Annotated in this window: 19 protein-coding genes and 1 riboswitch; of the genes, 6 read left to right on the top strand and 13 right to left on the bottom strand. The window is 54.0% G+C overall.

What is annotated here, in order from left to right:
• Positions 1-488 precede the first annotated feature (488 nt).
• Positions 489-684, top strand: a riboswitch (Lysine riboswitch).
• A 92-nt stretch (positions 685-776) separates the two neighbouring features.
• Positions 777-2126 (top strand): lysine-sensitive aspartokinase 3, encoded by a 1350-nt coding sequence (gene lysC / locus GA0061071_RS03280; protein ID WP_061498904.1) that lies wholly within the window; start codon positions 777-779, stop codon positions 2124-2126.
• A gap of 86 nt (positions 2127-2212) precedes the next feature.
• Here the strand turns inward: lysC and GA0061071_RS03275 are convergent, their stop codons facing one another.
• From GA0061071_RS03275 to GA0061071_RS03265, 3 genes are read right to left on the bottom strand one after another with little or no spacing between them, the layout of a single operon-like run.
• A complete protein-coding gene (locus GA0061071_RS03275; protein WP_088237218.1) occupies positions 2213-3004 on the bottom strand; it encodes a nucleotidyltransferase domain-containing protein in 792 nt (263 codons plus the stop codon).
• Between the two features lie 17 nt (positions 3005-3021).
• The gene (locus tag GA0061071_RS03270) at positions 3022-4248 is read right to left on the bottom strand and encodes an RtcB family protein (RefSeq protein ID WP_088237217.1); all 1227 of its coding nucleotides are present in this window, start codon (positions 4246-4248) and stop codon (positions 3022-3024) included.
• Complete coding sequence (locus GA0061071_RS03265) at positions 4238-5380, bottom strand: slipin family protein (protein WP_088237216.1); 1143 nt, start codon at positions 5378-5380, stop codon at positions 4238-4240. Before GA0061071_RS03265 ends, GA0061071_RS03270 begins: the two co-directional genes overlap by 11 nt.
• A 477-nt stretch (positions 5381-5857) precedes the next feature.
• Here GA0061071_RS03265 and rtcR point away from each other — a divergent pair, with 477 nt between their 5' ends.
• The 3 genes from rtcR to GA0061071_RS03250 all read left to right on the top strand — a co-directional run bounded on the left by rtcR (position 5858) and on the right by GA0061071_RS03250 (position 8952).
• Positions 5858-7444 (top strand): RNA repair transcriptional activator RtcR, encoded by a 1587-nt coding sequence (gene rtcR / locus GA0061071_RS03260; protein ID WP_088237215.1) that lies wholly within the window; start codon positions 5858-5860, stop codon positions 7442-7444.
• A gap of 132 nt (positions 7445-7576) precedes the next feature.
• Positions 7577-8521, top strand: coding sequence for a ketopantoate/pantoate/pantothenate transporter PanS (gene panS, locus GA0061071_RS03255; protein WP_088237214.1), 945 nt, complete (start codon positions 7577-7579; stop codon positions 8519-8521).
• 158 nt (positions 8522-8679) lie between these two features.
• Complete coding sequence (locus GA0061071_RS03250; protein WP_061498925.1) at positions 8680-8952, top strand: YjbD family protein; 273 nt, start codon at positions 8680-8682, stop codon at positions 8950-8952.
• Here the strand turns inward: GA0061071_RS03250 and rluF are convergent, their stop codons facing one another.
• The 5 genes from rluF to metH all read right to left on the bottom strand — a co-directional run bounded on the left by rluF (position 8953) and on the right by metH (position 16960).
• Positions 8953-9816, bottom strand: a complete 864-nt coding sequence (rluF, locus tag GA0061071_RS03245; RefSeq protein WP_088237213.1) for a 23S rRNA pseudouridine(2604) synthase RluF — start codon at positions 9814-9816, stop codon at positions 8953-8955.
• A 171-nt stretch (positions 9817-9987) separates the two neighbouring features.
• Entirely contained in the window at positions 9988-11619 is a 1632-nt protein-coding gene (locus GA0061071_RS03240) for a Na/Pi cotransporter family protein (protein WP_061498931.1), read from the bottom strand.
• Between the two features lie 165 nt (positions 11620-11784).
• Positions 11785-12261: a hypothetical protein gene (locus tag GA0061071_RS03235; protein ID WP_245191398.1), complete on the bottom strand. Its 477-nt coding sequence runs from the start codon at positions 12259-12261 to the stop codon at positions 11785-11787.
• Positions 12236-13045 carry a DUF8093 domain-containing protein gene (locus GA0061071_RS03230; protein ID WP_245191394.1) on the bottom strand — a complete coding sequence of 270 codons (810 nt, stop codon included), beginning with the start codon at positions 13043-13045 and terminating at the stop codon, positions 12236-12238. Before GA0061071_RS03230 ends, GA0061071_RS03235 begins: the two co-directional genes overlap by 26 nt.
• A gap of 228 nt (positions 13046-13273) precedes the next feature.
• Positions 13274-16960 carry a methionine synthase gene (gene metH, locus GA0061071_RS03225; RefSeq protein ID WP_088237211.1) on the bottom strand — a complete coding sequence of 1229 codons (3687 nt, stop codon included), beginning with the start codon at positions 16958-16960 and terminating at the stop codon, positions 13274-13276.
• Between the two features lie 194 nt (positions 16961-17154).
• Between metH and iclR the strand changes: the two genes are divergently transcribed.
• The gene (iclR, locus tag GA0061071_RS03220; protein WP_061498942.1) at positions 17155-17979 is read left to right on the top strand and encodes a glyoxylate bypass operon transcriptional repressor IclR; all 825 of its coding nucleotides are present in this window, start codon (positions 17155-17157) and stop codon (positions 17977-17979) included.
• A 57-nt stretch (positions 17980-18036) separates the two neighbouring features.
• Positions 18037-18297: a hypothetical protein gene (locus GA0061071_RS23230; protein ID WP_134319005.1), complete on the top strand. Its 261-nt coding sequence runs from the start codon at positions 18037-18039 to the stop codon at positions 18295-18297.
• A gap of 1 nt (position 18298) precedes the next feature.
• Here GA0061071_RS23230 and aceK read toward each other — a convergent pair whose 3' ends face one another.
• The 5 genes from aceK to GA0061071_RS03195 form a co-directional block, all read right to left on the bottom strand.
• Complete coding sequence (gene aceK, locus GA0061071_RS03215) at positions 18299-20047, bottom strand: bifunctional isocitrate dehydrogenase kinase/phosphatase (RefSeq protein ID WP_061498944.1); 1749 nt, start codon at positions 20045-20047, stop codon at positions 18299-18301.
• Positions 20048-20095: 48 nt separating this feature from the next.
• Positions 20096-21400, bottom strand: coding sequence for an isocitrate lyase (aceA, locus tag GA0061071_RS03210; protein WP_061498947.1), 1305 nt, complete (start codon positions 21398-21400; stop codon positions 20096-20098).
• A 34-nt stretch (positions 21401-21434) separates the two neighbouring features.
• The gene (aceB, locus tag GA0061071_RS03205; protein WP_061498950.1) at positions 21435-23036 is read right to left on the bottom strand and encodes a malate synthase A; all 1602 of its coding nucleotides are present in this window, start codon (positions 23034-23036) and stop codon (positions 21435-21437) included.
• Between the two features lie 246 nt (positions 23037-23282).
• Positions 23283-24212, bottom strand: a complete 930-nt coding sequence (gene metA / locus GA0061071_RS03200) for a homoserine O-acetyltransferase MetA (protein ID WP_061498952.1) — start codon at positions 24210-24212, stop codon at positions 23283-23285.
• A gap of 126 nt (positions 24213-24338) precedes the next feature.
• Positions 24339-24770, bottom strand: coding sequence for a YjaA family stress response protein (locus tag GA0061071_RS03195; protein WP_061498954.1), 432 nt, complete (start codon positions 24768-24770; stop codon positions 24339-24341).
• Positions 24771-24914: the final 144 nt, after the last annotated feature.

Genomic DNA, 24914 nt, shown 5'->3' with positions numbered 1-24914 from the left:
CAGGGAAAATTGTGATGGTTTTTGTTTCGCACCCGGTGCGCAATGCGCAAAACGCCAGCAAAAAACGGTACATTTGCGCACAACATAAGGCATTTTACTGATCACCAAAGCAGCATGAAAAATCCGCATAATCCCGTCGTTGACAGCGCACCCGCTGACGCTTTATTTATAACGACACGCTCCGCGTGCGCGTGGAGTCGATTGTGTTGTACTACCGAGCCGTGAAAGGCGAAGGTATTTATTACCAACGCATTTCGCGTTGCAGCAAGGCGGCAACTGAGCGCATTCCCGGGAGCTTACACAGGTAAGTGACCGGGGTAAGTGAAGGCAGCCAACACCGCTGCGGTGTGAAAGCGAAGGTATTTATTACCAACGCATTTCGCGTTGCAGCAAGGCGGCAACTGAGCGCATCCCCGGGAGCTTACACAGGTAAGTGACCGGGGTAAGTGAAGGCAGCCAACACCGCTGCGGCGCGAAAGGCGAAGGTAATAGCCAGAAGAGGCGCGTTGCCCAGGTACACGGTGTTGGAAGAGCCAAACTGAAGAAAACACCTGAGGGGGAGCAACGCCGAGATAGCAAAACGCCTGGCAGCGTTTGTTATCGGCTACAGAGGCTGAATCCTCTGGGTTGTCACCAGAAACGTTCCCAGTCGGGCGTTTCGCAAGGTGGAGCACTTCTGGGGAAATCGTAGTTGTTTTGTTATCTGCGCCCACCCCGTTTTTCGCTCTTCCCTTGTGCCATGGCTGAAATAGTGGATCCCCTGACACGAGGTTGTTATGTCTAATTTAGTTGTCGCCAAATTCGGCGGCACCAGCGTTGCCGATTATGATGCCATGAACCGTAGTGCGGACGTGGTGCTTTCCGATTCCGATGTTCGCCTGGTGGTGCTCTCCGCCTCTGCGGGCGTGACCAATCTGCTGGTCGCGCTGGCAGAAGGACTGGAGGCCAGTGAACGGTTCGTCAAACTCGATGCTATTCGTAAAATTCAGTTCGATATTCTGGAGCGGATGTCCAACCCGGACGTGATCCGCGAAGAGATTGAACGCCTGCTGGAAAACATCAGCACGCTTGCAGAAGCTGCCTCGCTTGCTACCTCCACCGCCCTGACCGATGAACTGGTTAGCCACGGCGAGTTGATGTCGACCCTGCTGTTTGTTGAAGTGCTGCGTGAACGCAGTGTACAGGCGCTGTGGTTTGATGTGCGTAAAGTCATGCGTACCAGCGATCGTTTTGGCCGCGCCGAGCCGGATGTCCCTGCGCTGGCGGAACTGACTGCGCAGCAGCTTGCACCTCGCCTTACCGACGGTCTGGTGATCACTCAGGGCTTTATCGGAAGCGAGGCCAAAGGTCGCACCACTACGCTGGGCCGTGGCGGCAGCGACTACACCGCCGCGCTTCTCGGTGAAGCGTTGCACGCAACGCGTGTCGACATCTGGACCGACGTCCCCGGTATTTACACCACCGATCCGCGTGTCGTGCCAGCGGCAAAACGTATTGATGAAATCGCCTTTGAAGAAGCGGCAGAAATGGCGACCTTTGGTGCGAAAGTGCTGCATCCTGCCACACTGCTGCCTGCGGTACGCAGTGATATCCCGGTATTTGTGGGGTCCAGCAAAGAGCCTAAAGCCGGTGGCACGCTGGTGTGCAATAAAACCAACAACCCGCCGCTGTTCCGTGCATTGGCGCTGCGCCGCAAACAAACGCTGCTGACATTGCACAGCCTGAATATGCTGCACTCCCGCGGTTTCCTTGCGGAAGTATTCGGCATTCTGGCGCGGCATAACATCTCCGTCGATTTGATCACCACTTCCGAAGTGAGCGTGGCGCTGACGCTGGATACCACTGGCTCAACGTCTACGGGCGATACATTACTCACGCAGGGGTTGCTGACAGAACTCTCATCACTGTGCCGCGTGGAAGTGGAAGAGAACCTGGCGCTGGTCGCGCTGATTGGCAACGATTTGTCGAAAGCGTGCGGCGTGGGTAAAGAGGTGTTTGGCGTGTTGGATCCGTTCAACATCCGCATGATTTGTTACGGTGCATCCAGCCATAACCTCTGCTTCCTGGTGCCGGGCGCAGAAGCCGAGCAAGTGGTGCAGAAACTGCACCATAATCTCTTTGAGTGACAGGCGATGCTGCCGGAGGGTGACTTCGCGTTACCCAGCCTGCGGGAGTAAGCAGGCTGGGTAAGTGCAGCACTCTCCGGCAACGTTCACGAAGAAGACAACACGGTCTGGTACAACAACTGATCGAGATCGCTCATCTTACCGCTACGGCTCTCCGGCAGCACGTCCGGTACTTCACCGCGCGCCAGTTCCGTTTTGATAAAGTCGTGCAATACAGGGCGTCGCGGGCCGTATTGCGCTTCTCCCGCCCGCTGTTTTAACACTAGCAATTCATCGATTTCCGCACGCAGGGGAGCGCCCAGGTTGCTGCCCTCCAGCAGAGTGGCAAAACGCATCGGCGGCATTCCTTTGCCGGCTTCTATCCAGCGCACTGCCAGCAACGGGCGCAGCACATAGAAATATTTCTTCAGCCGCACCGCTTCCCCTTGCAAATAACCATGAAAGTTTTTCTTCGCCATCGAATAGTAATGCCAGCGTGCTCTGACCGGTGAAAACCAGTGCGGCACCTGCGTACGCAGCGCCGCCAGCGTGGCATCCTCCTGCTGATAAACCACCGGTGAATCCAGCCATTCGATTAAGGTCGGGTTAGCGCTTTTCAGCAACCCCAGCGCTTTGCGCCACTCCCAACCACACACATCCAGCTCATCGTCTATGGGCAGTTCTATGACATCGCGCTGCGGTTCAACCCGCAGATACCACTGGGGTTCATGAACATACAAAAACCGCACATCGTAGTCACTGTCTGGCGACGCAAACCCCCAGCCACGACTCCCGGACTCGCAGGCATACAGCACTTTTATGCGGTATTTCCGCTCCACCTCGCATAACGTTTGCCGCACGCGTTCTCGCATGGCGGTGTCAACCCCTTGATATTCCATACTGGTTATCCTTCTTTTTATCCTTTTACACACACCACCTGACGCAAGGTATGCACCACTTCCACCAGCGAGGCCTGCGCCGCCATCACGGCATCAATATCTTTGTAAGCCATCGGGATCTCATCGATCACATCGCTGTCTTTACGGCACTCCACATGCGCAGTGGCGCGGATCTGATCATCCACCGTAAAACGTTTTTTCGCCGCCGTACGGCTCATGGTCCGTCCGGCGCCGTGGCTACAGGAACAGAAACTATCTTCATTACCCAGCCCGCGGACAATAAAGCTTTTCGCCCCCATCGAACCAGGAATGATCCCCATCTGCCCTTTTTGCGCCGAAACCGCACCTTTACGCGTGACCCATACCGCTTCACCAAAGTGCGTCTCTTTTTGCACATAGTTGTGATGACAATTTACGGCTTCCTGCTGCGTCATAAAGGGTTTGGTGACGGTCTTCGACAGTACAGACAGTACCCGCGCCATCATCACTTCACGGTTATGGCGGGCAAAATCCTGCGCCCACTCCACCGCTTCCAGATAGTCATCATAGTGTTTGCTACCTTCCTGAAAGTAAGCCAGGTTTCTGTCCGGCAGGTTCGCAATATGCTGCTGCATATCTTGCTGCGCCAGAGTAATAAACACATTACCAATGGCGTTCCCGACACCACGCGACCCGCTGTGCAACATCACCCATACACGCTGCTGTTCATCCAGACATATTTCAATAAAGTGGTTACCGGTTCCCAATGTACCCAGATGCTGATGATTATTGGTTTTCAACAATTGGGGGTATTTCTCCGTTAAACGCTGAAAACGCGGTGCCAGCAAAGCCCAGTGGTTATTCACTTCCTGGGGCGGATTTTCCCAGGCGCCTTTATCACGCTTCGCACGGTTCACCGAACGGCCATGCGGTACGGCCCGCTCGATGGCGCTCCGCAATCCGCTCAGGTTGTCCGGTAGATCCCCCGCCAACAGCGAGGTGCGTACCGCAATCATGCCGCAGCCAATATCCACGCCAACCGCCGCCGGGATAATCGCCCCTTTGGTCGGGATCACACTGCCGATGGTCGAGCCTTTTCCCAGATGTACATCTGGCATCACCGCCAGGTGTTTGAAGATAAATGGCATTTTTGCCGTCTTCAGCAGTTGCTCACGCGCTTCCGGTTCTACCGGTACGCCGTGGGTCCACATTTTCACCGGCGCGGTGTTCTCCTGCGCCAGCAACTGATAATCGTTATTTTGCATCATGGCTTCCTTTGATGTTCACAAGGCCGTGTAATACCTGATCCAGACCACCGAAGACCGAGATCTTATCGATGCGTTCCGCTACACGTTCCAGGGTTTCCAGCTCTTTCAGGCGCAATGCTACCGGGTTGCTTTCCATCACTTTTGCTGTGTTCAGTAACGAACGGGTCGCGGCAGTTTCTTCCCGGCGGCGGATCACGTTGGCCTGCGCCGATTTTTCCGCTTCCACTAAACGCGACAGAATGGTTTTCATCTCACCGGGTAAAATGATGTCCTTAACACCCAGCGATGCCACCTCAATCCCAAACGCCGCCATACGACCCGCCACCTGCGCGCTAACGGCTTCATCAATGATTTGCTTATCTTCCAGCAGCTCATCAAGGGTGCGCGTTCCCACCGCTTCACGCAGGGCAAACTGCAACTCACGATAAAGGTGCTCCAGCGGTTTGCTTAACTGCGCAAACGCGCTCAGGACATCGGTATAACGCCAGTTCGCCGCCAGGTTCAGGCGCAGCGTCACTTTGTCTTTGGTGAGGATCTCCTGGCCGCTCACCTCAAGCACCTGCAAGCGCAGATCCACCACGTCCGCTTCGACCAGGTGGTTCACTTTCCAGTAACCGCTTAAACCTGCCGGTAAGAGTCCCTGTGTTGCGCCATCCACTTTTAAAACACCCACATGCCATGCCGGTACCTGCACCGCCAGAATGTTATCGCGACCTTTTACCGTTGCACCGCGCTTCGGCTGTAACACCGCATTGAGGATCTCTGTCGGCACGCTCACGTCACGCGTGTCCATGCGCACCAGTTTCAGCGTTTCATCCGCTTTCCAGTACAGGCGGCGCGTAGAGGGCGGCAGGATCTCCTGCAATACGCCATCCCGGTAAAGCGCGCCCGCTTCATGCGTATCCATATCGGCCACCAGGCAGTAACGCTCAACCCATTGCGGCTGAAAACGACGCAGGTACTCCGCCAGGCCTTCCGCCACGTCGCTGCCGTCAATATTCACCACCAGCAGCTCGGGCTTGTTGAACCATGGCTGGCGGTGCTCACCGGCTTCCAGCACCTGATAATAGTCGCCCTCTCTTGCCAGCAGACCTAACTGACCTTTACGTATTGTGATTTTATTGGTCATGACTCTCTCCTTAATCGTGTTTTGCCTTAACGACCGCGGATGCAGGGGCGAAACCACAGGGGAAACGGTGTTTTGCCTGCCGCCCGGCGCCGTTACCGGCGGTCGTTGGGGGTAGCCATGTACAGCTGGCTACCGGGTACTGCATCATGGTTATCTCAAGGGATAATGAGTTGCGAATTCGGGAGTCGAACCCGATAGAAAACCGACTTTTCGCACATGTCTTTCTGCTGACGGAACGCCCCCTGGATAACGACTTACGCCGTTCCCGGTGCGCCGGCGGGGAGTGTTACCCCCTGCGGACCCAGCATGCTGACATGGGTAGTTATTGCCAGATACGTGCCAACATAAAAAATCCGCCAGATAAATTTTTAATTCATTGATAAATAAATATTTTATTTTTAACAACGTGCAGAGCGGTTGCGCATCAGGAAGGTATTTTTTATCCTTTAATATCTATTTTTATCTTTTAGGATAAACATGAAACGTCGGGTGGTGATTGGTGTCCTGGGTACGGTGCTGGATAAACGGGGAAAGCGGCAAAACCGCTTTCGCAAATGGCGGCCAACGGTAGGGCTATGTCAGCAGCCAGATTTTCCTGTCGATCGTCTCGAACTGCTGCATCAACCGCGGGATAAAGGGCTGGCGCAACAGGCTGCGGACGATATTGCGCAACTCTCCCCCCATACCCGCGTTCGCATGCATGCGGTGACGATTAAAGATCCCTGGGATTTTGAAGAGGTGTATGCCGCCTTTCTCGATTTCGCCACGCACTATCCGTTCGATACGGATAACGAAGAGTATCTGGTGCATATCACCACCGGGACGCACGTCGCACAAATCTGTTGGTTTTTGCTGACGGAAGCGCGTTATCTGCCCGCCAGCCTGTTGCAAACCGGCCCGGCGGCAAAAGGTTCGTCTGATGAGGCGATCGCCGCTGGCGTCTGTTCGGTGATCGATCTCGATTTAAGCCGTTACGCCACGTTAACCAGCCGTTTCCAGCGTGAACAACAGCAATCGGTGTCGTTTCTCAAATCCGGCATTGATACCCGCAACACCACCTTTAACCGGCTTATCGATCAGATTGAACGCGTCGCGCTGCGTTCAACGGCACCCATTCTGCTCACAGGCCCCACCGGTGCGGGCAAATCGTTTCTGGCAAAGCGTATTTTCCAGCTACGCCAGTCACGCCATCTGGTGCCGGGGCGACTGGTGGCGGTGAACTGCGCGACGCTGCGCGGCGATAACGCCATGTCGACGCTGTTCGGTCATGTGAAAGGTGCCTTTACGGGCGCACAACAGGCACGTACTGGCCTGCTGCGTGAAGCAGATGGCGGCGTACTGTTTCTCGACGAAATCGCCGAATTAGGGCTGGATGAGCAGGCCATGCTGCTAAAAGCGATTGAAGAGAAAACCTTTTTTCCCTTCGGTGCCGATAAAGAAGTACACAGCGACTTCCAGTTGATTGCCGGAACCCACCGGAATATGCAGCAGTGGGTGGATGAAGGGCGCTTTCGTGAAGATCTCTATGCGCGTATCAATATGTGGACGTTCGCGCTGCCGGGGCTGGCGGATCGCCGGGAGGATATTGCCCCCAATATTGAGTATGAGCTGCAACGCTTTGCGCTGGAGCAACAGACACAAATCCGTTTCGATAAAGATGCCCGTGAGCGCTACCTGGCTTTCGCCTGTTCACCACATGCGGCATGGCGGGGAAATTTCCGCGAACTCAGTACGTCGATTGCGCGCATGGCCACGCTGGCCGAGCAAGGGCGCATTACGCTCGCGCTGGTCGATGAAGAACTACAGCGCTTGGAGCATCACTGGCGCGGCACACCGGTCTCTTCCACGCTGCCGCTGGATCTCAGCACGCTTGATCTCTTTGATCAACGCCAGTTGGAAACCGTGATCGACATTTGCCGCCGCAGTCAGACGCTGTCGGAAGCCGGGCGCGAACTGTTTGCGGTTTCCCGGCAGAAAAAGGCGAACCCAAATGATGCGGATCGCCTGCGCAAATACCTTGCCCGCTTCGGGTTAAGCTGGGAAAGCGTGCGCAGCGCAACATAAAACATCTTCATCATAATTCGTTTGAATAATATTCCTTAGCACGATAAACAATAACTATGGTCGGGCCCGATCCCGACCCTTATTACAAAAAAGACAACACGACACGACATAACAATCGCAAGGAATAGATACATGCTCGCAACTCTCACGCGGCTGTTCCCGTTATGGGCACTGCTGCTCTCTGTTCTCGCCTATTACTTCCCACCGACCTTTATCGCCATCGGCCCGTGGGTAACCACGCTGCTAATGCTGATCATGCTGGGTATGGGCGTGCACCTGAAAATCGATGACTTCAAACGCGTTCTGGCACGCCCGGCACCGGTCGCAGCAGGGATTTTCCTGCACTATCTGGTGATGCCACTGGCGGCATGGCTATTAGCGTTACTCTTTAAAATGCCGCCGGATCTCTCCGCCGGAATGGTACTGGTCGGTAGCGTCGCCAGCGGAACAGCGTCAAACGTGATGATTTATCTGGCAAAAGGCGACGTGGCGCTATCCGTGACTATCTCGTCGGTTTCCACCCTGGTTGGCGTGATTGCGACGCCGCTACTGACGCGGTTGTATGTGGATGCGCATATTCAGGTGGATGTGATGGGAATGCTGCTAAGCATCCTGCAAATTGTAGTGATCCCGATTGGCCTTGGGCTGGCAATCCACCACCTGTTCCCACGCCTGGTCAAGGCCGTGGAACCCTGGCTGCCTGCGTTCTCGATGGTCTGCATTCTGGCGATTATCAGCGCAGTGGTTGCTGGTTCCGCCGCGTATATTGCATCGGTAGGTCTGGTGGTTATCGCCGCGGTGATCCTGCATAACAGCATCGGTCTGCTCGGGGGTTACTGGGGCGGGCGTCTGTTCGGGTTTGACGAGTCTACCTGCCGCACGCTGGCCATTGAAGTGGGGATGCAGAACTCCGGCCTTGCGGCCGCACTCGGGAAAATTTACTTCTCGCCGCTCGCGGCACTGCCTGGCGCACTGTTCTCCGTCTGGCACAATCTTTCCGGCTCGCTGCTGGCGGGTTACTGGTCTGGTAAACCGGTGGAAGGGCGGAAAACAGAAGTGGTGACAGAGCACGAATAACCGATCTGCCAGGCTTGTCCGATACGGTGCTCTGCGCATCACGTGTAAAATGACCGTTTATCGGCAACGTGGGGGCGCTTTCGAGAGTTGTGCGCCCCGCACATAGACAATACCTGGACATCGCGTACACTCGAAATACATCCTAGGGAGAGAGTCTTATGGCACTGACCAGATTGACGCAAAAAGAGATGACAGAGAGTGAGCAGCGGGAGTTGAAAACGCTGCTCGACCGCGCGCGCATCGCACACGGGCGCCCGCTCAGCAACTCTGAAGCGAATCACGTAAAGAAAGAGTACATCGATAAACTGATGGCGCAGCGTGAAGTGGCTGCGAAGAAAGCCCGCCAGGTGAAAAAACAGCAGGCTTATAAACCGGACGAAAATACAACGTTTTCCTGGTCTGCGAACACCTCAACGCGCGGCAGACGCTGATTAGCGCCCTTTCTTTTTTCGCCCCGGTTGGGTAAAGCGTTTGCCCGCCGGTTTGGCCCGGCTTTTCTCTTCGGGCTTTGCCACTTTCACCGCAGGTTTTTTCGCCGCCTGCGGTTTCGCTTTTGCTTTCGGCTTCGCTTCTGAGGTTGAATTTTCAATCAGCTTAAACAGCGTAATCAGCTCATCATCCGTAAGATCGCGCCACTCCCCTGGCGGCAACCCGGTCAGGCTGACGTTCATAATGCGCGTGCGTTCCAGCTTAGTGACGTCATAACCAAAGTGTTCGCACATACGACGGATCTGGCGGTTCAGCCCCTGAACCAGCGTGATGCGGAAGGTAAACGGTGCTTCTTTCTTCACCTTGCACTTTTTGGTTACCGTGCCGAGGATCGGCACACCTGCCCCCATACCGCGCACAAACTCATCGGTAACCGGCTTATTTACCGTGACCAGATACTCTTTCTCATGGTCATTGCCGGCACGCAGGATTTTATTCACCAGATCGCCGTGGTTCGTGAGAAAAATCAGCCCCTGAGAATCTTTGTCTAACCGACCGATAGGGAAGATTCGGCTGCTGTGATTAACGAAATCAACAATATTGTCTTTTTCGCCATCTTCCGTCGTACTGACAATGCCAACGGGCTTATTCAACGCGATAAACACCAGATTTTCTTCGTTTCGCGGCTCGATAAGTTGACCATTCACTTTTACAACGTCTCCGGCGACAACCTGATCGCCAATACCGGCGCGCCTGCCGTTAATAAAGACATTGCCCTGTTCGATGTAACGGTCAGCCTCGCGGCGTGAGCAAATCCCGCTTTCGCTGATGTATTTGTTTAAACGTGTTGATTGGATTGGCAGCATACATTCTCCTGTAAAAGCGGAATATAACTGGCTTCCGGGAGAGATAAAAATGGATTTTTACGCCATATAATCGAATTTGTGCACTACCGCAGTAAAAGTGGGGTTTTTAGCTCAACACAATGAGCGATAAAAACCAGACAAGCCGTGCCCGTGGGCACGGCACAACACGGGTCAATTCTCGTCGCGTTCGTCGTCTTCATCCGGTTGTTCCAGCACACTGTAGGCCACGGAACAGAACAGGGAGTTCAGGCGTTTCATGTCACCCAACAAGCCAAGGTGCAGCGAACTGGTTTCAATGCTCTGCACGTTTTGCTGATGCAGACGCTCAACGTGCGCATGTGAGAAACGGCGATTCATAATGCGGAAACGGTGCTTGCTGCGGCGCAGGCGGCGAGCACTGGAGATATCGCTGGAGAAAAATACCGACATCGCCAGTTTCAGATTCCCCACCAGCCGTTCGTGCAGCGCATCCAGTTCTTTCAGCCCCTCAAGGGAGAAAGCACGCCGCGCCGCCAGTGATTTGTCCGCAATGTCACTGCCCATTCGCTCGACAATATCGGCGGCCTGCTCAAGGTTGAGCGACATTTCGATAATTTCCGCCCAGCGCTTTGACTCCTCCTCCGCCAGTTCTCCCTGAGGAATGCGCGCCAGATAAAGCTTGATCGCGGTATACAGCACGTTGACGTCATCGGCCTGTTTGCGCAGCTCTTTTCCCTGTCGCGGTTCACCGTGCATTACCTTATGCAGCCCTTCCAGCATCAACTCCATCGCATCGCCCATACGCAGCGTTTCCCGGGCGGCATTGGCCAACGCAAGGGTTGGGGTATCCAGCGCGGAACTGTCGAGATGCTTCGGTTTAAGACGCGTATCCAGTTCCGGTTCTTCGCGGATGATCCGTTTACAGAACTGCGCCATCGGTCCGGCAAACGGCACCATCGCCAGGCAACGGATCAGGTTGTAGAAAACGTGGAAGTAGATCACCAGTTCCGCTTCCGGTAGCGGCAGTTTTTGCATCGACGTCGCCAACATATGCACAAACGGCAGAATAATCAGGCTCCCCACCAGCTTAAACAGCAAGCTGCCGAGCGCTACACGGCGAGCCGCAGCATTGGCGGCACTGTTATTCAGCATTGCCAGCAAACCGGAGCCGAGATTTGCGCCGATCACCAGGCACAGTGCCACCGGGAAAGAGATAATACCGGCGGTGGTCAGCGTCGCCGTGAGCAACACCGCCGCCAGGCTGGAGTAACTGATGATGGCGAAGACTGCGCCAATCAGCGCGTCGAGCATGATGTCGCCCGTCAACGACGCAAAAATAACCTGTACGCCATTCGCCTGCGTAATTGGCGTGACCGCCTGCACAATCAGTTCCAACGCCAGCAGGATCAACCCTAGGCCGATACTGACGCGACCCAGTTGCCCTTCGCGGGTTTGCTTACGTCCGAGAAAGAAAATCACGCCGAGAAAAATCAGCAGCGGCGACAGCCAGGAGAGATCGAACGTTAAAATACGCGCCATTAAGGCGGTCCCGACGTCCGCGCCGAGCACGATCACTAATGCCGGGGTAAGCGCCACCAGATCCTGCGCCACAAACGAGGTCACCAGCATCGTGGTGGCGTTACTGCTTTGCACCAGCGCGGTAACACCGATGCCCGCACAGAACGCGAGCGGTTTTTTTTCAACACTTCGGCTGAGAACCGTGCGTAAACGCGCGCCGAACACGCGCATCACACCAGTACGGACAATATGGGTCCCCCATACCAGCAGGGCCACAGCGGAAAGCAGATGGAGCAAAGTCAACACAGGGTCCGGTCCTCCTTATCGTTATGCGTTGCGTGTTACCCACGAAGATAACGTCAACATTATGAAGTAAGTATAAGGCGTTAAAGCCGGGAAAAACGCAGGACGCCGAGCTGACGCCCTCTGAGTTGTAAGGGAAAATGACAATTTTGTGACAGAAACGGAGATTTAGCCGGTAATCATGGAATCAGCGTGCGGAACGGGATGGCGTTTGGCCCATACCACCGAACCAATTTTCAACGCTTCCGACACAAAAAACAGCAGGAATGCTCCCCACGCGGCACTATAACCAGTGAAGTGCATAAACAACGGGATCAACGCTAACGAACATTTTAACGACAATAAACGGGCTATTTCCTGCCCAATAAAGAAGATACTATGAATATCTTTTTTCACAATCAACGACCAGCATGAAAAAAACAATGAGACGATCAGTGCGATATTTATAAAAAACATCACCTGAATAATTACCCCCATCAAACCACTGGCACCCAACTGTGAAAAATGGGTATAAAAACTGCTTATATCGGAATAAAAAGGGACATTGCCACTTTGCAGCGAAAAGTAGAAATAACTGACTAATGCCAGCCCATCCATAATTCCCCAAAAGACCAATACGTTATTTTTTAAACTCATAATCCTCATCACATACACCTGGAATCCATTGCCATGATTGGCCCGATTGCGCCCTGGCATCCTCCCCTTGTGGATATTTCTGGGATACTGTGCGCTTCTCGCCATAACGCCGGATAACCGAACGGGTAAAGAGGATTTCGCGAGTATCCGATGTCACGCTGTCCGGGATGGGCGTCCATAACTGAACGCTGTTACGCGCGGTATTCATATAATCCTTACCCTCGGAGCCAAATACCCGCCCTTCATCAGCCATGCTGGTTGCCCGGTTGATCATCATCATCGCCGCGTTTTTCACGCCAGGGTAATCATTTTCACTATTTTTCCAGTAGCCAGGCCCATACTCCGGCGTCACTGGCGCAAAGCCGCTACGCGTTGGCGCCGGGCGGCCATGCATCGCCACGCTGTCTTTAAAACCGTTCAGAATCGTTCTGATAAACACGGCGTTAAACGACAGAGGTTGCACACAAAACAGATCACCATTCTCGGCAATAAAGAAAGGATAATAGAAGCGGCTACGCGTACTAACATTCGGTCGCGCGACTACCACCACGCCTTTATCCACCAGACTATCAATATGTTTTTCTTTTTGATGACCTAACGGATCGTGCGGCAATCCATATTTAAAACCGTGATGTCGCTTTATGGTATAACCGTCGATGCTGCCCAAAATATTATTCGGGCTGCTCTCAATAAAATATTCCTTTTTGATTATATTTTTCGCGATATCCGGGGCCAGGATGTTTTCAAAATCCTTCGGCAATAGATTTCTTTTCCTTATATCATAAATATCCATTTCATAACACCTAAGTTAAATTTATGACAATTAAATGAAGCGCAAAAGAGTAAGCAATCTTGCCTTTTAGCCGAACGACTATCATACGCATGAAGGTGAACAAGGGTCTAAGAAAATATCCACTTTTAAGAATGTTCTTAGTTTCAATTTGTATTATGTTTGCTTCACAATTGTTTCGCACAAATGAAATAACAATGAAAAAGGGCATTAAAAAATGCCCTTCTGGAATCAGTCCGCATCGTAGCCTAAATTGGGTGCCAGCCAGCGTTCAACTTCCGCCACCGACATGCCTTTGCGCCGTGCATAATCTTCAACCTGATCCCGCTGCAACTGCGCCACAGCAAAATACTTGCTGTCCGGGTGGCTGAAATACCATCCGGAAACGGACGCGCCAGGCCACATCGCAAAAGACTCCGTCAGCTTCATGCCGGTATGCTTTTCCACATCCAGCAGTTGCCAAATCGTCCCTTTCTCAGTGTGTTCCGGACAAGCGGGGTAGCCGGGAGCCGGGCGGATCCCTTGATAATTTTCACGGATCAGTTCGTCATTGCTGAGGTTTTCAGTGGGTGCATAGCCCCAGTACACTTTACGTACCCGCTCGTGCAAATATTCGGCAAACGCTTCAGCCAGACGATCGGCGACGGCTTTCACCATGATTTTGTTGTAATCGTCATGCGCCGCATCGTAGGCCTCTGCCAGCGCATCTTCCTCAAGCCCACCAGTCACCGCGAACGCACCGATGTAATCCGCTTTGCCGCTCTGTTTTGGCGCAACGAAATCCGCCAGACAGTAGTTAGCAAAGCCCACTTTTTCTGTTTGCTGACGCAGATGACAACCCACTGTCAGAACCTGTGTGCGGGTTTCGTCGCGATAAATTTCAATGTCATCGCCCACGCGATTCGCCGGGAACAGCCCCACCACTCCGCGTGGATTGAGCAGTTTTTCCGCACTCAGTTTATCGAGCATCTCATTCGCATCGGCAAACAAGCGTTTTGCCTCTTCACCCACCACCTCATCTTCCAGAATGCGCGGGTATTTCCCTGCCAGCGACCAGGTCATAAAGAACGGCGTCCAGTCGATATAGTTGCGCAGCGTCTCAATGCTGGCGGTCACGTCCTGCACGCCCAGCCGGTGCGCCACTGGCGGCGTATAGCTTGCCCAGTCGAAAGCCAGGTCGTTCTCCCGCGCTGCCTGCAAAGTCACCGGCGGTGTACGCGGTTTTTTACGCGCGTGCTGGATGCGCACGGTTTCATACTCTTTCCGGGTGCGAGCCACAAAATCATCATGCTGGGTGTCGGACAGGAGGGAAGCCACCACGCCCACGGTGCGCGACGCGTTCTGCACATATACCGTCGGCCCGCTATAGTTTTGCTCGATTTTCACTGCCGTGTGCGCTTTCGAGGTGGTCGCACCACCTATCAGTAGCGGAATGGTAAAGCCCTGGCGTTCCATCTCTTTCGCCACATTAACCATTTCGTCCAGCGACGGAGTGATAAGACCGGAGAGACCAATCAGGTCAGCGTTTTCTTCACGCGCGGTCTTCAGGATCTTGTCGGCAGGCACCATCACGCCAAGATCGATAATCTCGTAGTTGTTACATTGCAGCACCACACCAACGATGTTTTTCCCGATATCGTGCACGTCGCCCTTCACTGTGGCGATCACCATCTTGCCGTTGCTCTTACCCTGCTCTTTGCTGGCTTCGATATACGGCTCCAGATACGCGACCGCTTGCTTCATCACGCGGGCAGATTTCACCACCTGCGGCAGGAACATTTTCCCTTCACCGAACAGATCGCCGACCACGTTCATGCCATCCATCAGCGGCCCCTCGATCACTTCAATCGGGCGCGCAGCCTGTTGGCGGGCTTCTTCGGTATCCAGTTCAATAAATTCCGTAATGCCTTTTACCAACGAATATTCGAGGCGTTTTTTCACATCCCAATTACGCCATTCCGCTTGTTGCGCATTAGCGCCGTCGTCGGCGGCTTTACTGCCGCGGTATTTCTCTGCCAGTTCGAGCATACGTTCCGTCGCATCGTCGCGGCGGTTGAGGATCACATCTTCTACGCCATCACGCAGTTCCGCAGGGAGATCGTCGTAGATAGCCAGTTGCCCGGCGTTGACGATACCCATGTCCATACCGTTGCGAATGGCGTAATAAAGGAACACGGCGTGGATCGCCTCACGCACCGGATCGTTACCACGGAAAGAGAACGACACGTTAGAGACGCCGCCAGAGATGAGTGCATGCGGCAGTTCGCGCTTGATATCTTCACATGCGCCAATAAAGTCCTGTGCGTAGTTGTTATGCTCTTCGATACCGGTTGCGACAGCAAAAATGTTCGGGTCGAAGATAATGTCTTCCGGCGGGAAGCCCACCTCTTCAGTGAGGATGTGGTAAGCGCGGCGGCAGATTTCGATTTTGCGCTCGCGAGTATCCGCCTGACCTACTTCGTCAAACGCCATCACCACCACCGCCGCGCCGTAGCGGCGAACCCGCTTCGCATGGTGAATAAAGGACTCAACCCCTTCTTTCATCGAGATGGAGTTGACGATGCCTTTGCCCTGAATGCATTTCAGCCCTTTTTCAATCACCTCCCATTTGGAGGAGTCGATCATGATCGGCACCCGGGCAATATCCGGCTCACCGGCAATCAGGTTGAGGAAACGCACCATCGCCGCTTCCGCGTCGAGCATCCCTTCATCCATGTTGATGTCGATGATTTGTGCGCCACTTTCCACCTGCTGACGCGCCACGTCCAGCGCTTCGCTGTATTTTTCTTCTTTAATCAGACGTTTGAATTTAGCGGAACCGGTGACGTTGGTACGTTCGCCCACGTTCACAAACAAGCTGTCGTCACCAATGTTCAGCGGTTCGAGCCCCGCCAGACGACAGGCGACAGGCACGTCCGGCAACTTACGCGGCGGCAAACCGGCAACCGCGCGGCTCATGGCAGCGATATGCTCCGGCGTAGTGCCGCAGCAGCCACCGACAATATTCAGGAAGCCCGCTTGCGCCCATTCTCGGATCTGCGTGGCCATGGTGTCGGCATCCAGATCGTACTCGCCGAAGGCGTTCGGCAGACCGGCGTTCGGGTGCGCGGTAACGTAGCATTCCGCAATGCGCGACAGTTCCTGCACGTACTGGCGTAATTCATCCGGCCCCAGGGCGCAGTTCAGGCCGAAGGTGAGCGCATCGGCGTGGCGCAGCGAGTTATAAAATGCTTCGGTCGTCTGACCGGAGAGCGTACGCCCGGACGCATCGGTAATGGTGCCGGAAATCATGATCGGCAGTTCGACGCCCAGCGCATCGAACTCCTCTTTAACGGCGAAGATCGCCGCCTTGGCATTCAGCGTGTCGAACACCGTTTCGATAAGGATCAGGTCCGATCCGCCTTCCACCAGCGCTTTGGTTGACTCACGATAAGCAGCGACCAGTTGATCGAACGAGATGTTACGAAACGCCGGATCGTTCACATCCGGTGAGATAGAGGCAGTGCGGTTGGTTGGGCCAAGCACCCCCGCCACGTAACGCGGCTTGTCCGGGGTTTGTGCAGTCCACTTGTCCGCGCTGGCACGGGCCAGTTTGGCCGCGGCAAAGTTGATCTCCGCCGACAGGGATTCCATCTGGTAATCCGCCATGGCGATGGTCGTTGAGTTGAAGGTATTGGTTTCGATGATGTCGGCACCCGCCGCAAAGTAGGCGTCATGGATGGCGGCAATCACCTCCGGCTTGCTGAGCACCAGCAAGTCGTTGTTACCTTTCAGATCGCAGGGCCAGTCGGCGAAGCGCTCGCCGCGAAAATCCTGCTCACTCAAACGGTAGCTCTGGATCATGGTGCCCATGCCCCCATCCAGAACCAGAATTCTTTCGTTTAATTGCTGTTTCAGTTGCTCAACTTTGCTGCTCACACGTGCTCCCGACAACGCTCAATCAGGCCAAAAGGCCAGCAGGACATACTGGCACAAAGTAACAGACCGGAAAAGCGGCGCTGGGTTAACATGAGAGATGTTCAGCATCACTCATCCGATCAGTCTGCAACGGAGTTGCGTTATACTCACTTAAAACGAAAATTATTTCCACGATACAGAAAAAGGAGCCAGCCATGGTTGCTTCCGTTCCCGCTAAACGGGGTAGAAAAGCCACGACTCCCGCCGCACCGGCCGGTGGGCAAGTCCAGTCACTGACCCGCGGCCTGAAACTGCTGGAATGGATAGCCGAATCCCACGGCAGCGTCGCACTGACCGAACTGGCGCAACAGGCGGGTTTGCCGAACTCCACTACCCACCGTTTACTGACCACCATGCAACAACTGGGCTTTGTTCGCCAGGTTGGCGATCTGGGCCACTGGTCGGTGGGGGCGCATGCGTTCATCGTTGGCAGCAGCTTTTTGCAAAGCCGCAACCTGATGGCCATTGTGCACCCGATCCTGCGTAAATTAATGGAGGCGTCCGGGGAAACGGTCAACCTTGCCGTACTGGATCAAAGCGATCATCAGGCAATTATTATCGATCAAGTGCAATGTACCCAACTGATGCGCATGTCAGCGCCCATTGGCGGTAAATTGCCGATGCATGCTTCCGGCGCGGGTAAAGCGTTTTTAGCCAATCTGAATGATGAACAGGTCAGCAGCTTACTGCACCGTAAAGGGCTGCATGCTTACACCCATGCGACGCTGGTTTCGCCAGTGCACCTGAAAGAGGATCTCGCCCAGACGCGCAAACGGGGCTACTCGTTCGATGATGAAGAGCATGCGCTCGGCCTGCGCTGCGTGGCGTCTTGTATTTATGACGAACACGGCCAGCCGTTTGCGGCTATCTCTATCTCCGGGCCGCTGTCGCGCATTACCGACGATCGTGTGACGGAACTGGGCGCGATGGTGATCCGCGGGGCAAAAGAGGTTACCCTGGAATTTGGAGGAATGCGTTAACTTCAAAAAGTTATATACCGCCCGTCCATTTTTTACTCGTCTTACGAGATATGTCCGATGACCAGGGAAGTTCACGAGCGCCGTCCGGTCCGGACGCACAATACACGCTGGGCGGCGGCCGCTGCCCGGTATTTACGCCAAAAGGGTTGCACGCCAGACACCATTCCGCTGTTCAGCATTGTCTTTGCGATACTCTCTTGTCTCGGCTTCCTCGCCGTCTGGCGGGTTGAAAATATTACCCTGCAGCGCGGTCTGCTGCTGTTCGCCTGTTTGGCCGCCCCCATTTTCTTCCATGTGGTGCGTTACTACTTTACCTGACCTATCCTGCCTGCCGTAACGCGGTTGCGCCAAAGCGTACGCTAAAGCGCTGACGCCTGCGGTAGGCGTAAACATCTTCCACATGCCCGTTGCGGATGCGCATTTGCAGCCCGCGCCAGTAGTCAGCACGTAATAAATCAGCGTGCATCTCCTCAAACAGTGGGCCAATTTTCGGGTCGGCGCACAGCCAGTGACGAAACTCCTCCGGGAAAACATCTCCAGGGGCAACGCTGTACCAGGGCTCAGCGCTGAGCTCATCTTCCGGATAACGCGGCGCAGGGATATCGCGAAAATTCACTTCGGTCATATAGCAAATTTCGTCGTAGTCATAGAACACCACCCGCCCGTGTCGGGTGACGCCGAAATTTTTAAATAACATATCGCCGGGGAAGATATTGGCGGCGGCCAGTTGGCGAATAGCATTGCCGTACTCTTCCACCGCATCGCGCAGTTGCTGGCCTGTGACCTGCTCAAACCACAGGTTGAGCGGCACCATCCGCCGCTCAATATAGAGATGGCTTATCGCAATGCGATCGCCGAGATCGGTGATCTTGCCCGGTGCCTGCTCCTGTAATAACGCCATTAATGCCGGTGAAATTTGCCGCTTTTCCAGTACGAAGTTTTCAAACTCTTGCGTATCGGCCATGCGCCCGACGCGATCGTGTTCTTTAACCAACTGATAGCAGGCGCGGACATGAGCCGCACTCATCTCCTTTTGCGGCGGGAACACGTCCTTGATCACCTTGAATACCCGATCGAAGCCCGGCAGTGTAAATACCAGCATCACCATACCGCGGATCCCCGGCGCTTCAATAAATTGCTCATCGCTGGCGTTGATGTAGTTCAGATACTCGCGATAACTTTCCGTTTTGCCATGTTTCTGGCAGCCAATCGCCATGTACAACTCTGCGGTGGTCTTTCCGGGGAGGATTTCACGCAACCACTCCACGGTAGCAGCAGGCAGCGGGGCATAGACCATAAAATAGGAACGGGCGAAACCAAACACGATACTCGCCTCGGCGTGGGTGGTCAGGCAGGTATCAACAAACAGTTCCCCGTCATCACTGCGATGAATCGGCAGCAAAAAGGGCAGCGTCGCGGCAGGCGTGATCAGCTTACCGACCAGCCAGGCCGCTTTGTTACGGTAGAACAGCTCATTTGCGACCTGCAAATGCGACTGGTTCAGGGTTTCCGGGCCAAATGCATCCGTCAGATGCGCCGCGATATAGCCGACATCACGTGCTTTATCCTGCCAAGGCAGACGCAACGGCAAATCAGACAGGACTTTGGTCAGCAGTGCCTCCCAGCCTCGCTCCGGCCAGAATGCTTTCGCCAGCGGGCGTGGAATGGTGCGAAAACGCCGCTCGGGCTGCGAACTGAAGATAAACAAGCGTTCCGGCGTCAGTGAACGGTGATCAAACAGGCGGCAATAGACGGAGTTAAAGAAACTTTCGGCAATTTCAAAGCGTGGGTAGTCCGGCAATAATTGAGTGTAGTGCTCTTTTACCCGCAACAGGAAAGCGGCATCCGGGCTTTGGCTGTCTGTGATGCAGCGCAACTGTTCCACCACCAGTCCCACATGATGATCATAGAGGTGGATACGCTGTTTCATGGCCTGCTGGACGGCCTGCCAGTCTGCCTGCTCAAAGCGCTGCTGCGCGCCGGAGGTCACTTCCAGAAACCGCCCATATTGAGCATCAAAGCCCTGTAAGATCGTTTGTGCAATCAGCAGTTCCAGGCCACGCGACATAGTTTTCCCTCATTGGTCCCTCCCCCCGGTGGGGAGAGGGAGAACAGATCAGAACTGTGCTTCTTCCGTCGACCCGGTCAGCGCGGTGACCGAAGAGGTTCCGCCCTGAATAATGGTGGTCACCTTATCGAAGTAGCCCGTACCGACCTCCTGCTGATGCGAAACAAAGGTATAGCCCTCTTTACCTGCCGCGAACTCTGGCTGTTGCACCTTCTCAACATAGTGTTTCATCCCCTCACCTTGTGCATAAGCGTGAGCCAAATCGAACATGTTGAACCACATGCTGTGGATGCCCGCGAGGGTAATAAACTGGAATTTGTACCCCATGTCCGACAGCGCCTGCTGGAAACGCGCGATGGTGCTGTCATCGAGATTTTTCTTCCAGTTAAACGATGGCGAACAGTTGTAGGCCAGCAGTTTGCCCGGGAATTTCGCGTGGATGGCTTCGGCGAAACGGCGGGCCATCTCAAGATCCGGCGTTGACGTTTCGCACCACACCAGATCGGCGTACGGCGCATACGCCAGGCCACGGCTGATGGCTTGTTCGATACCAGCGTGGGTACGATAGAAACCTTCACTGGTGCGTTCACCGGTAATAAAAGCGCTGTCATACGGGTCGCAGTCGGAGGTCACCAGATCGGCGGCATCGGCGTCGGTACGGGCAACCAGTAAGGTTGGTACGCCAAGCACATCCGCAGCAAGACGTGCGGCGACCAGTTTCTGCACCGCTTCCTGGGTGGGTACCAGCACTTTCCCGCCCATGTGACCGCATTTCTTCACCGAGGCAAGCTGGTCTTCGAAGTGAACGGCCGCAGCACCGGCTTCGATCATCGATTTCATCAGTTCAAATGCGTTCAGCACCCCACCAAAACCGGCTTCGGCATCGGCAACAATTGGCAGGAAATAATCGACAAAGCGCGGATCACCGGGCTCAATACCTGCCGCCCACTGAATCTGGTCCGCACGGCGGAACGTGTTATTGATGCGCTCCACCACCGATGGCACCGAGTTTGCCGGATACAGCGACTGGTCCGGATACATGCTAGAGGCCAGGTTTGCATCTGCCGCCACCTGCCAGCCGGAGAGATACACAGCTTCAATACCCGCTTTCGCTTGTTGCAGTGCCTGGCCACCTGTCAATGCACCAAGGCTGTTGATATACCCTTTTTTCGACTCGCCATGCAGCAAGCGCCACATTTTGGCGGCACCGAGTTGCGCCAGCGTACATTCCGGGTTTACCGAGCCACGTAATTTCACCACCTCTTCCGCCGTATAGGGGCGGCGAATGCCTTCCCAGCGCGGTTGTGTCCACTCTTTTTGTAATGCTTCGATTTGTTGGGTACGGGTTTTCATATACAGATGCTCCATAGTGTGACAGGTGGGTGAATTACGCTAACAGGCGATAGCCAGGCAACGTCAGGAAATCGATCAGTTCATCGGAGGTAGTGATCTGCTCCATCAGGCGTGCGGCATCATCAAACCGCCCGCTGCTAAAGCGGTGTTCACCCAACTCTTCCTGAATAACCAGCATCTCTTCAGCCAGCATCTGGCGGAACAGTGCTTTGGTCACCGCTTTGCCGTTGCTCAGCGTTTTTTCGTGGTGGATCCATTGCCAGATGGAGGTACGGGAGATTTCTGCTGTGGCGGCATCTTCCATCAGTCCGTAAATCGGCACACAACCGTTACCAGAGATCCACGCTTCGATGTACTGCACCGCCACACGAATGTTGGCGCGCATGCCTTCTTCTGTGCGTTCGCCTTCACAAGGTGCCAGCAGTTGATCAGCGGTGATCGGCGCATCCTCTTCACGGCTCACCGATAACTGATTTTTGTTGTCGCCCAGTGCCGCGTTAAACACCTCCATCACCGTGTCGCCAAGACCCGGGTGGGCAATCCACGTACCGTCATGACCGTTTTTGGCTTCAAGTTCTTTATCTGCCTTAACCTTATTCAGTACCCAGTTATTACGTTCTGTATCTTTACTGGGGATAAACGCCGCCATGCCGCCCATGGCAAATGCACCGCGACGATGACAGGTTTTGATCAGCAGGCGGGAATAAGCGCTCAGGAATGGTTTGTCCATCGTCACGACCTGGCGATCGGGCAGAACGCGGTCCGGGTAATTTTTTAACGTTTTGATATAGCTGAAAATATAATCCCAGCGCCCGCAATTAAGCCCGACGATATGGTCGCGCAGGGCATGCAGGATCTCATCCATCTGGAATACCGCTGGCAGGGTTTCAATCAACAATGTTGCTTTGATTGTGCCGCGCGGCAGGTTAAAGCGGTCTTCCGTAAAGCTAAAGACCTCACTCCACCATGCCGCTTCTTGCCAGGACTGGGTTTTTGGCAGATAGAAATAGGGACCGCTGCCTTTGGCGAGCAGGTTTTTATGGTTGTGAAAAAAGTAGAGTGCAAAATCAAACAGGCTGCCGGGGATGGCTTCTTCACGCCAGGTGACGTGCTTCTCTGGCAAGTGCAAACCGCGAACGCGGCAAACCAGTACCGCCGGGTTGGGCTTGAGTTGATAGATTTTGCCTGCCTCGTTGGTATAGCTGATGGTACCGTTAACCGCATCACGCAGGTTGATCTGCCCGTCGATCACTTTTTCCCAGTTCGGTGCCAGCGAATCTTCAAAATCCGCCATAAACACTTTTACATTCGCGTTGAGTGCATTGATCACCATTTTCCGCTCAACCGGCCCGGTGATCTCCACCCGACGATCGAGCAAATCGTCTGGGATACCCCGGATAGTCCAGTCGCTTTCACGAATGGAAGTTGTTTCCGAAATAAAACCAGGCAACGTTCCGGCATCGATCTGCTGTTGCTGGCGCAGTCGCGCAGCCAATAACTGATTGCGTTTTGGCGTAAAGCGGGTGACCAGCTCACTCAGAAATTCCACCGCCGCGGGTGTGAGGATCTGCTTTTCCTGCTCGCCATAGGGCTGCGTAAAGGCCAGTTCATCGGTTGTTGTCGCCTGTTGTGTCATGGTACGGCTCCTCATTTATGCATCGAAGACATTTCCCAATGCGAACGAAGATCGGGTGTGCAGTTTTCGTTCAGCAGGATCAATCCTGGCCAATTCTTTTTCCAAAATCAAAAACAATTTCCATTTTTAATGTAAAATGAATTTAACTTGCTGATAACATTGGAATTATATTTTTAGGCTGCTGTGAAGTGATTTTCGGAAATAAAAAAGGCGCCCGAAGGCGCCTGGAATGCAGGGCTGAAACGCTTAATCCAGTGTCGGATTCATATGACTCAGATCGAATGGCGTAATCTGGTAGACGTAGTAGTTAAGCCAGTTGATGAACAGCAAATTACCATGACTACGCCAGGATGCGTGCGGCGTGTTCTGCGGATCGTCTTTCGGGAAATAGTTGTACGGCAATTCCGGACTCAGACCGGCATCTACATCGCGGAAGTACTCATTCGCCAGTGTGTTGGCATCGTATTCCGGATGCCCCGTGACAAAGGCAATACGTTTGTCCTTGCTGGCAAACAGATAGGCATCTCCGCCTTCGGTTTCCGCAAGAATATCCAGATCGGTGTAATCACGGATCAATACGGCCGGGAAGTCGGCATAACGGGAGTGGGGAGCCAGAAATACATCATCAAACCCACGGGTCAGTAAAGCATGAGGATGAAGAATGCGGTGTTCGTATACGCCTGAAAGTTTTTCGCTGCGGGTCTGCTTAGGAATGCCATAGAGGATGTTTAGTGCGGCCTGTACCGCCCAACAGACAAAGAGCGTTGAGGTGACGTGATCTTTTGCCCACTCCAGAACCTGCTCAATTTGAGGCCAGTAGGCAACATCGTTGAACTCCACCAACCCTAACGGTGCGCCGGTGACGATCAAACCATCGTAGTTTTCGTGGCAGATCTCATCGAAGTTGCAATAAAAGGTGTTCAGGTGTTCGGCGGGCGTATTGCGCGACTCGCGTGAGTCGATACGCAGCAGACGCACATCCACCTGCAGCGGTGAGTTCGACAGCAGGCGCAGGAACTGGTTTTCCGTCTCAATTTTTTTCGGCATCAGGTTGAGGATAAGCACCTTCAGCGGACGAATTTCCTGAACTGTTGCGCGTGAGGTCGTCATTACAAAGACATTCTCATCACGTAAGAAGTTGACGGCTGGCAGCTCGTCCTGCACCCGAATCGGCATAACTTATATCCTCACTGCATACGTTTAAACGTTTAGACATCCAGATAGCCGAAGATACCCAGGAATTGTCAAAATGTCGAGATCGCAAGTGGAAGGTGAGAAATTTTCACGTCCCGCCCCGCTGGTTTAGCGAATGATTTCACCGTTGCGGCCTCTTGCCGGAACGGTTTTTTTAGCCTGACTCAGGGCCGCCAGTACTTGTTGATCGCTGAGGGGAGTCGGGCTGGCAATGACCTGCGGGCTGCGACATTTACCATGCGATGCACCAAATGTCATTTCAAGGATAGCGCGCTCTTCGACGGCAGACAGGCCACCTTCGTTCATTTCTAACGCATGTGACAGGATTTCGAGGCGCCCCATGCCGGGAAGCAGGCTCTGCCAGAAAGAACGAGGAATCAACTGTTGGATGAGGTCATGCAACAGTTTTTCGGCGAGGAAGAAATCGGCGACCAGGATCCGCTGATTGCTGAAAGCTTTCTGGCCGGAAACGTGTTGATGGGTATTAAGATTGCGTACAACCATGCGGTTTTTATAAAGTTGGACATACAGAACAGCCATGGCGACTTCCTTTAGCAGTTTTTTAGCAGTCAGTGCAGGCTAAACAATAGCAAAAAGGCCCAGTCTTCCGACTGGGCCTTCTGCTTTATTTGATGCCTGGCAGTTCCCTACTCTCGCATGGGGAGACCCCACACTACCATCGGC

The organism is Kosakonia oryzendophytica, assembly GCF_900094925.1.
Taxonomy (GTDB): Bacteria; Pseudomonadota; Gammaproteobacteria; order Enterobacterales; family Enterobacteriaceae; genus Kosakonia; species Kosakonia oryzendophytica.
The sequence above is the reverse complement of the archived record's forward strand: the minus strand, read 5'-3'. Positions and strand labels throughout refer to the sequence as shown.

Coding starts and splice junctions, on each gene's coding strand:
- GA0061071_RS03265 (WP_088237216.1), bottom strand. CDS start 5,380: ATGACCAATAAAATCACAATACGTAAAGGTCAGTTAGGTCTGCTGGCA.
- GA0061071_RS03270 (WP_088237217.1), bottom strand. CDS start 4,248: ATGCAAAATAACGATTATCAGTTGCTGGCGCAGGAGAACACCGCGCCG.
- GA0061071_RS03250 (WP_061498925.1), top strand. CDS start 8,680: ATGGCACTGACCAGATTGACGCAAAAAGAGATGACAGAGAGTGAGCAG.
- GA0061071_RS03195 (WP_061498954.1), bottom strand. CDS start 24,770: ATGGCTGTTCTGTATGTCCAACTTTATAAAAACCGCATGGTTGTACGC.
- GA0061071_RS23230 (WP_134319005.1), top strand. CDS start 18,037: ATGACCAGGGAAGTTCACGAGCGCCGTCCGGTCCGGACGCACAATACA.
- aceA (WP_061498947.1), bottom strand. CDS start 21,400: ATGAAAACCCGTACCCAACAAATCGAAGCATTACAAAAAGAGTGGACA.
- metA (WP_061498952.1), bottom strand. CDS start 24,212: ATGCCGATTCGGGTGCAGGACGAGCTGCCAGCCGTCAACTTCTTACGT.
- lysC (WP_061498904.1), top strand. CDS start 777: ATGTCTAATTTAGTTGTCGCCAAATTCGGCGGCACCAGCGTTGCCGAT.
- GA0061071_RS03235 (WP_245191398.1), bottom strand. CDS start 12,261: ATGAGGATTATGAGTTTAAAAAATAACGTATTGGTCTTTTGGGGAATT.
- iclR (WP_061498942.1), top strand. CDS start 17,155: ATGGTTGCTTCCGTTCCCGCTAAACGGGGTAGAAAAGCCACGACTCCC.
- GA0061071_RS03275 (WP_088237218.1), bottom strand. CDS start 3,004: ATGGAATATCAAGGGGTTGACACCGCCATGCGAGAACGCGTGCGGCAA.
- rluF (WP_088237213.1), bottom strand. CDS start 9,816: ATGCTGCCAATCCAATCAACACGTTTAAACAAATACATCAGCGAAAGC.
- rtcR (WP_088237215.1), top strand. CDS start 5,858: ATGAAACGTCGGGTGGTGATTGGTGTCCTGGGTACGGTGCTGGATAAA.
- panS (WP_088237214.1), top strand. CDS start 7,577: ATGCTCGCAACTCTCACGCGGCTGTTCCCGTTATGGGCACTGCTGCTC.
- GA0061071_RS03230 (WP_245191394.1), bottom strand. CDS start 13,045: ATGGATATTTATGATATAAGGAAAAGAAATCTATTGCCGAAGGATTTT.
- aceB (WP_061498950.1), bottom strand. CDS start 23,036: ATGACACAACAGGCGACAACAACCGATGAACTGGCCTTTACGCAGCCC.
- aceK (WP_061498944.1), bottom strand. CDS start 20,047: ATGTCGCGTGGCCTGGAACTGCTGATTGCACAAACGATCTTACAGGGC.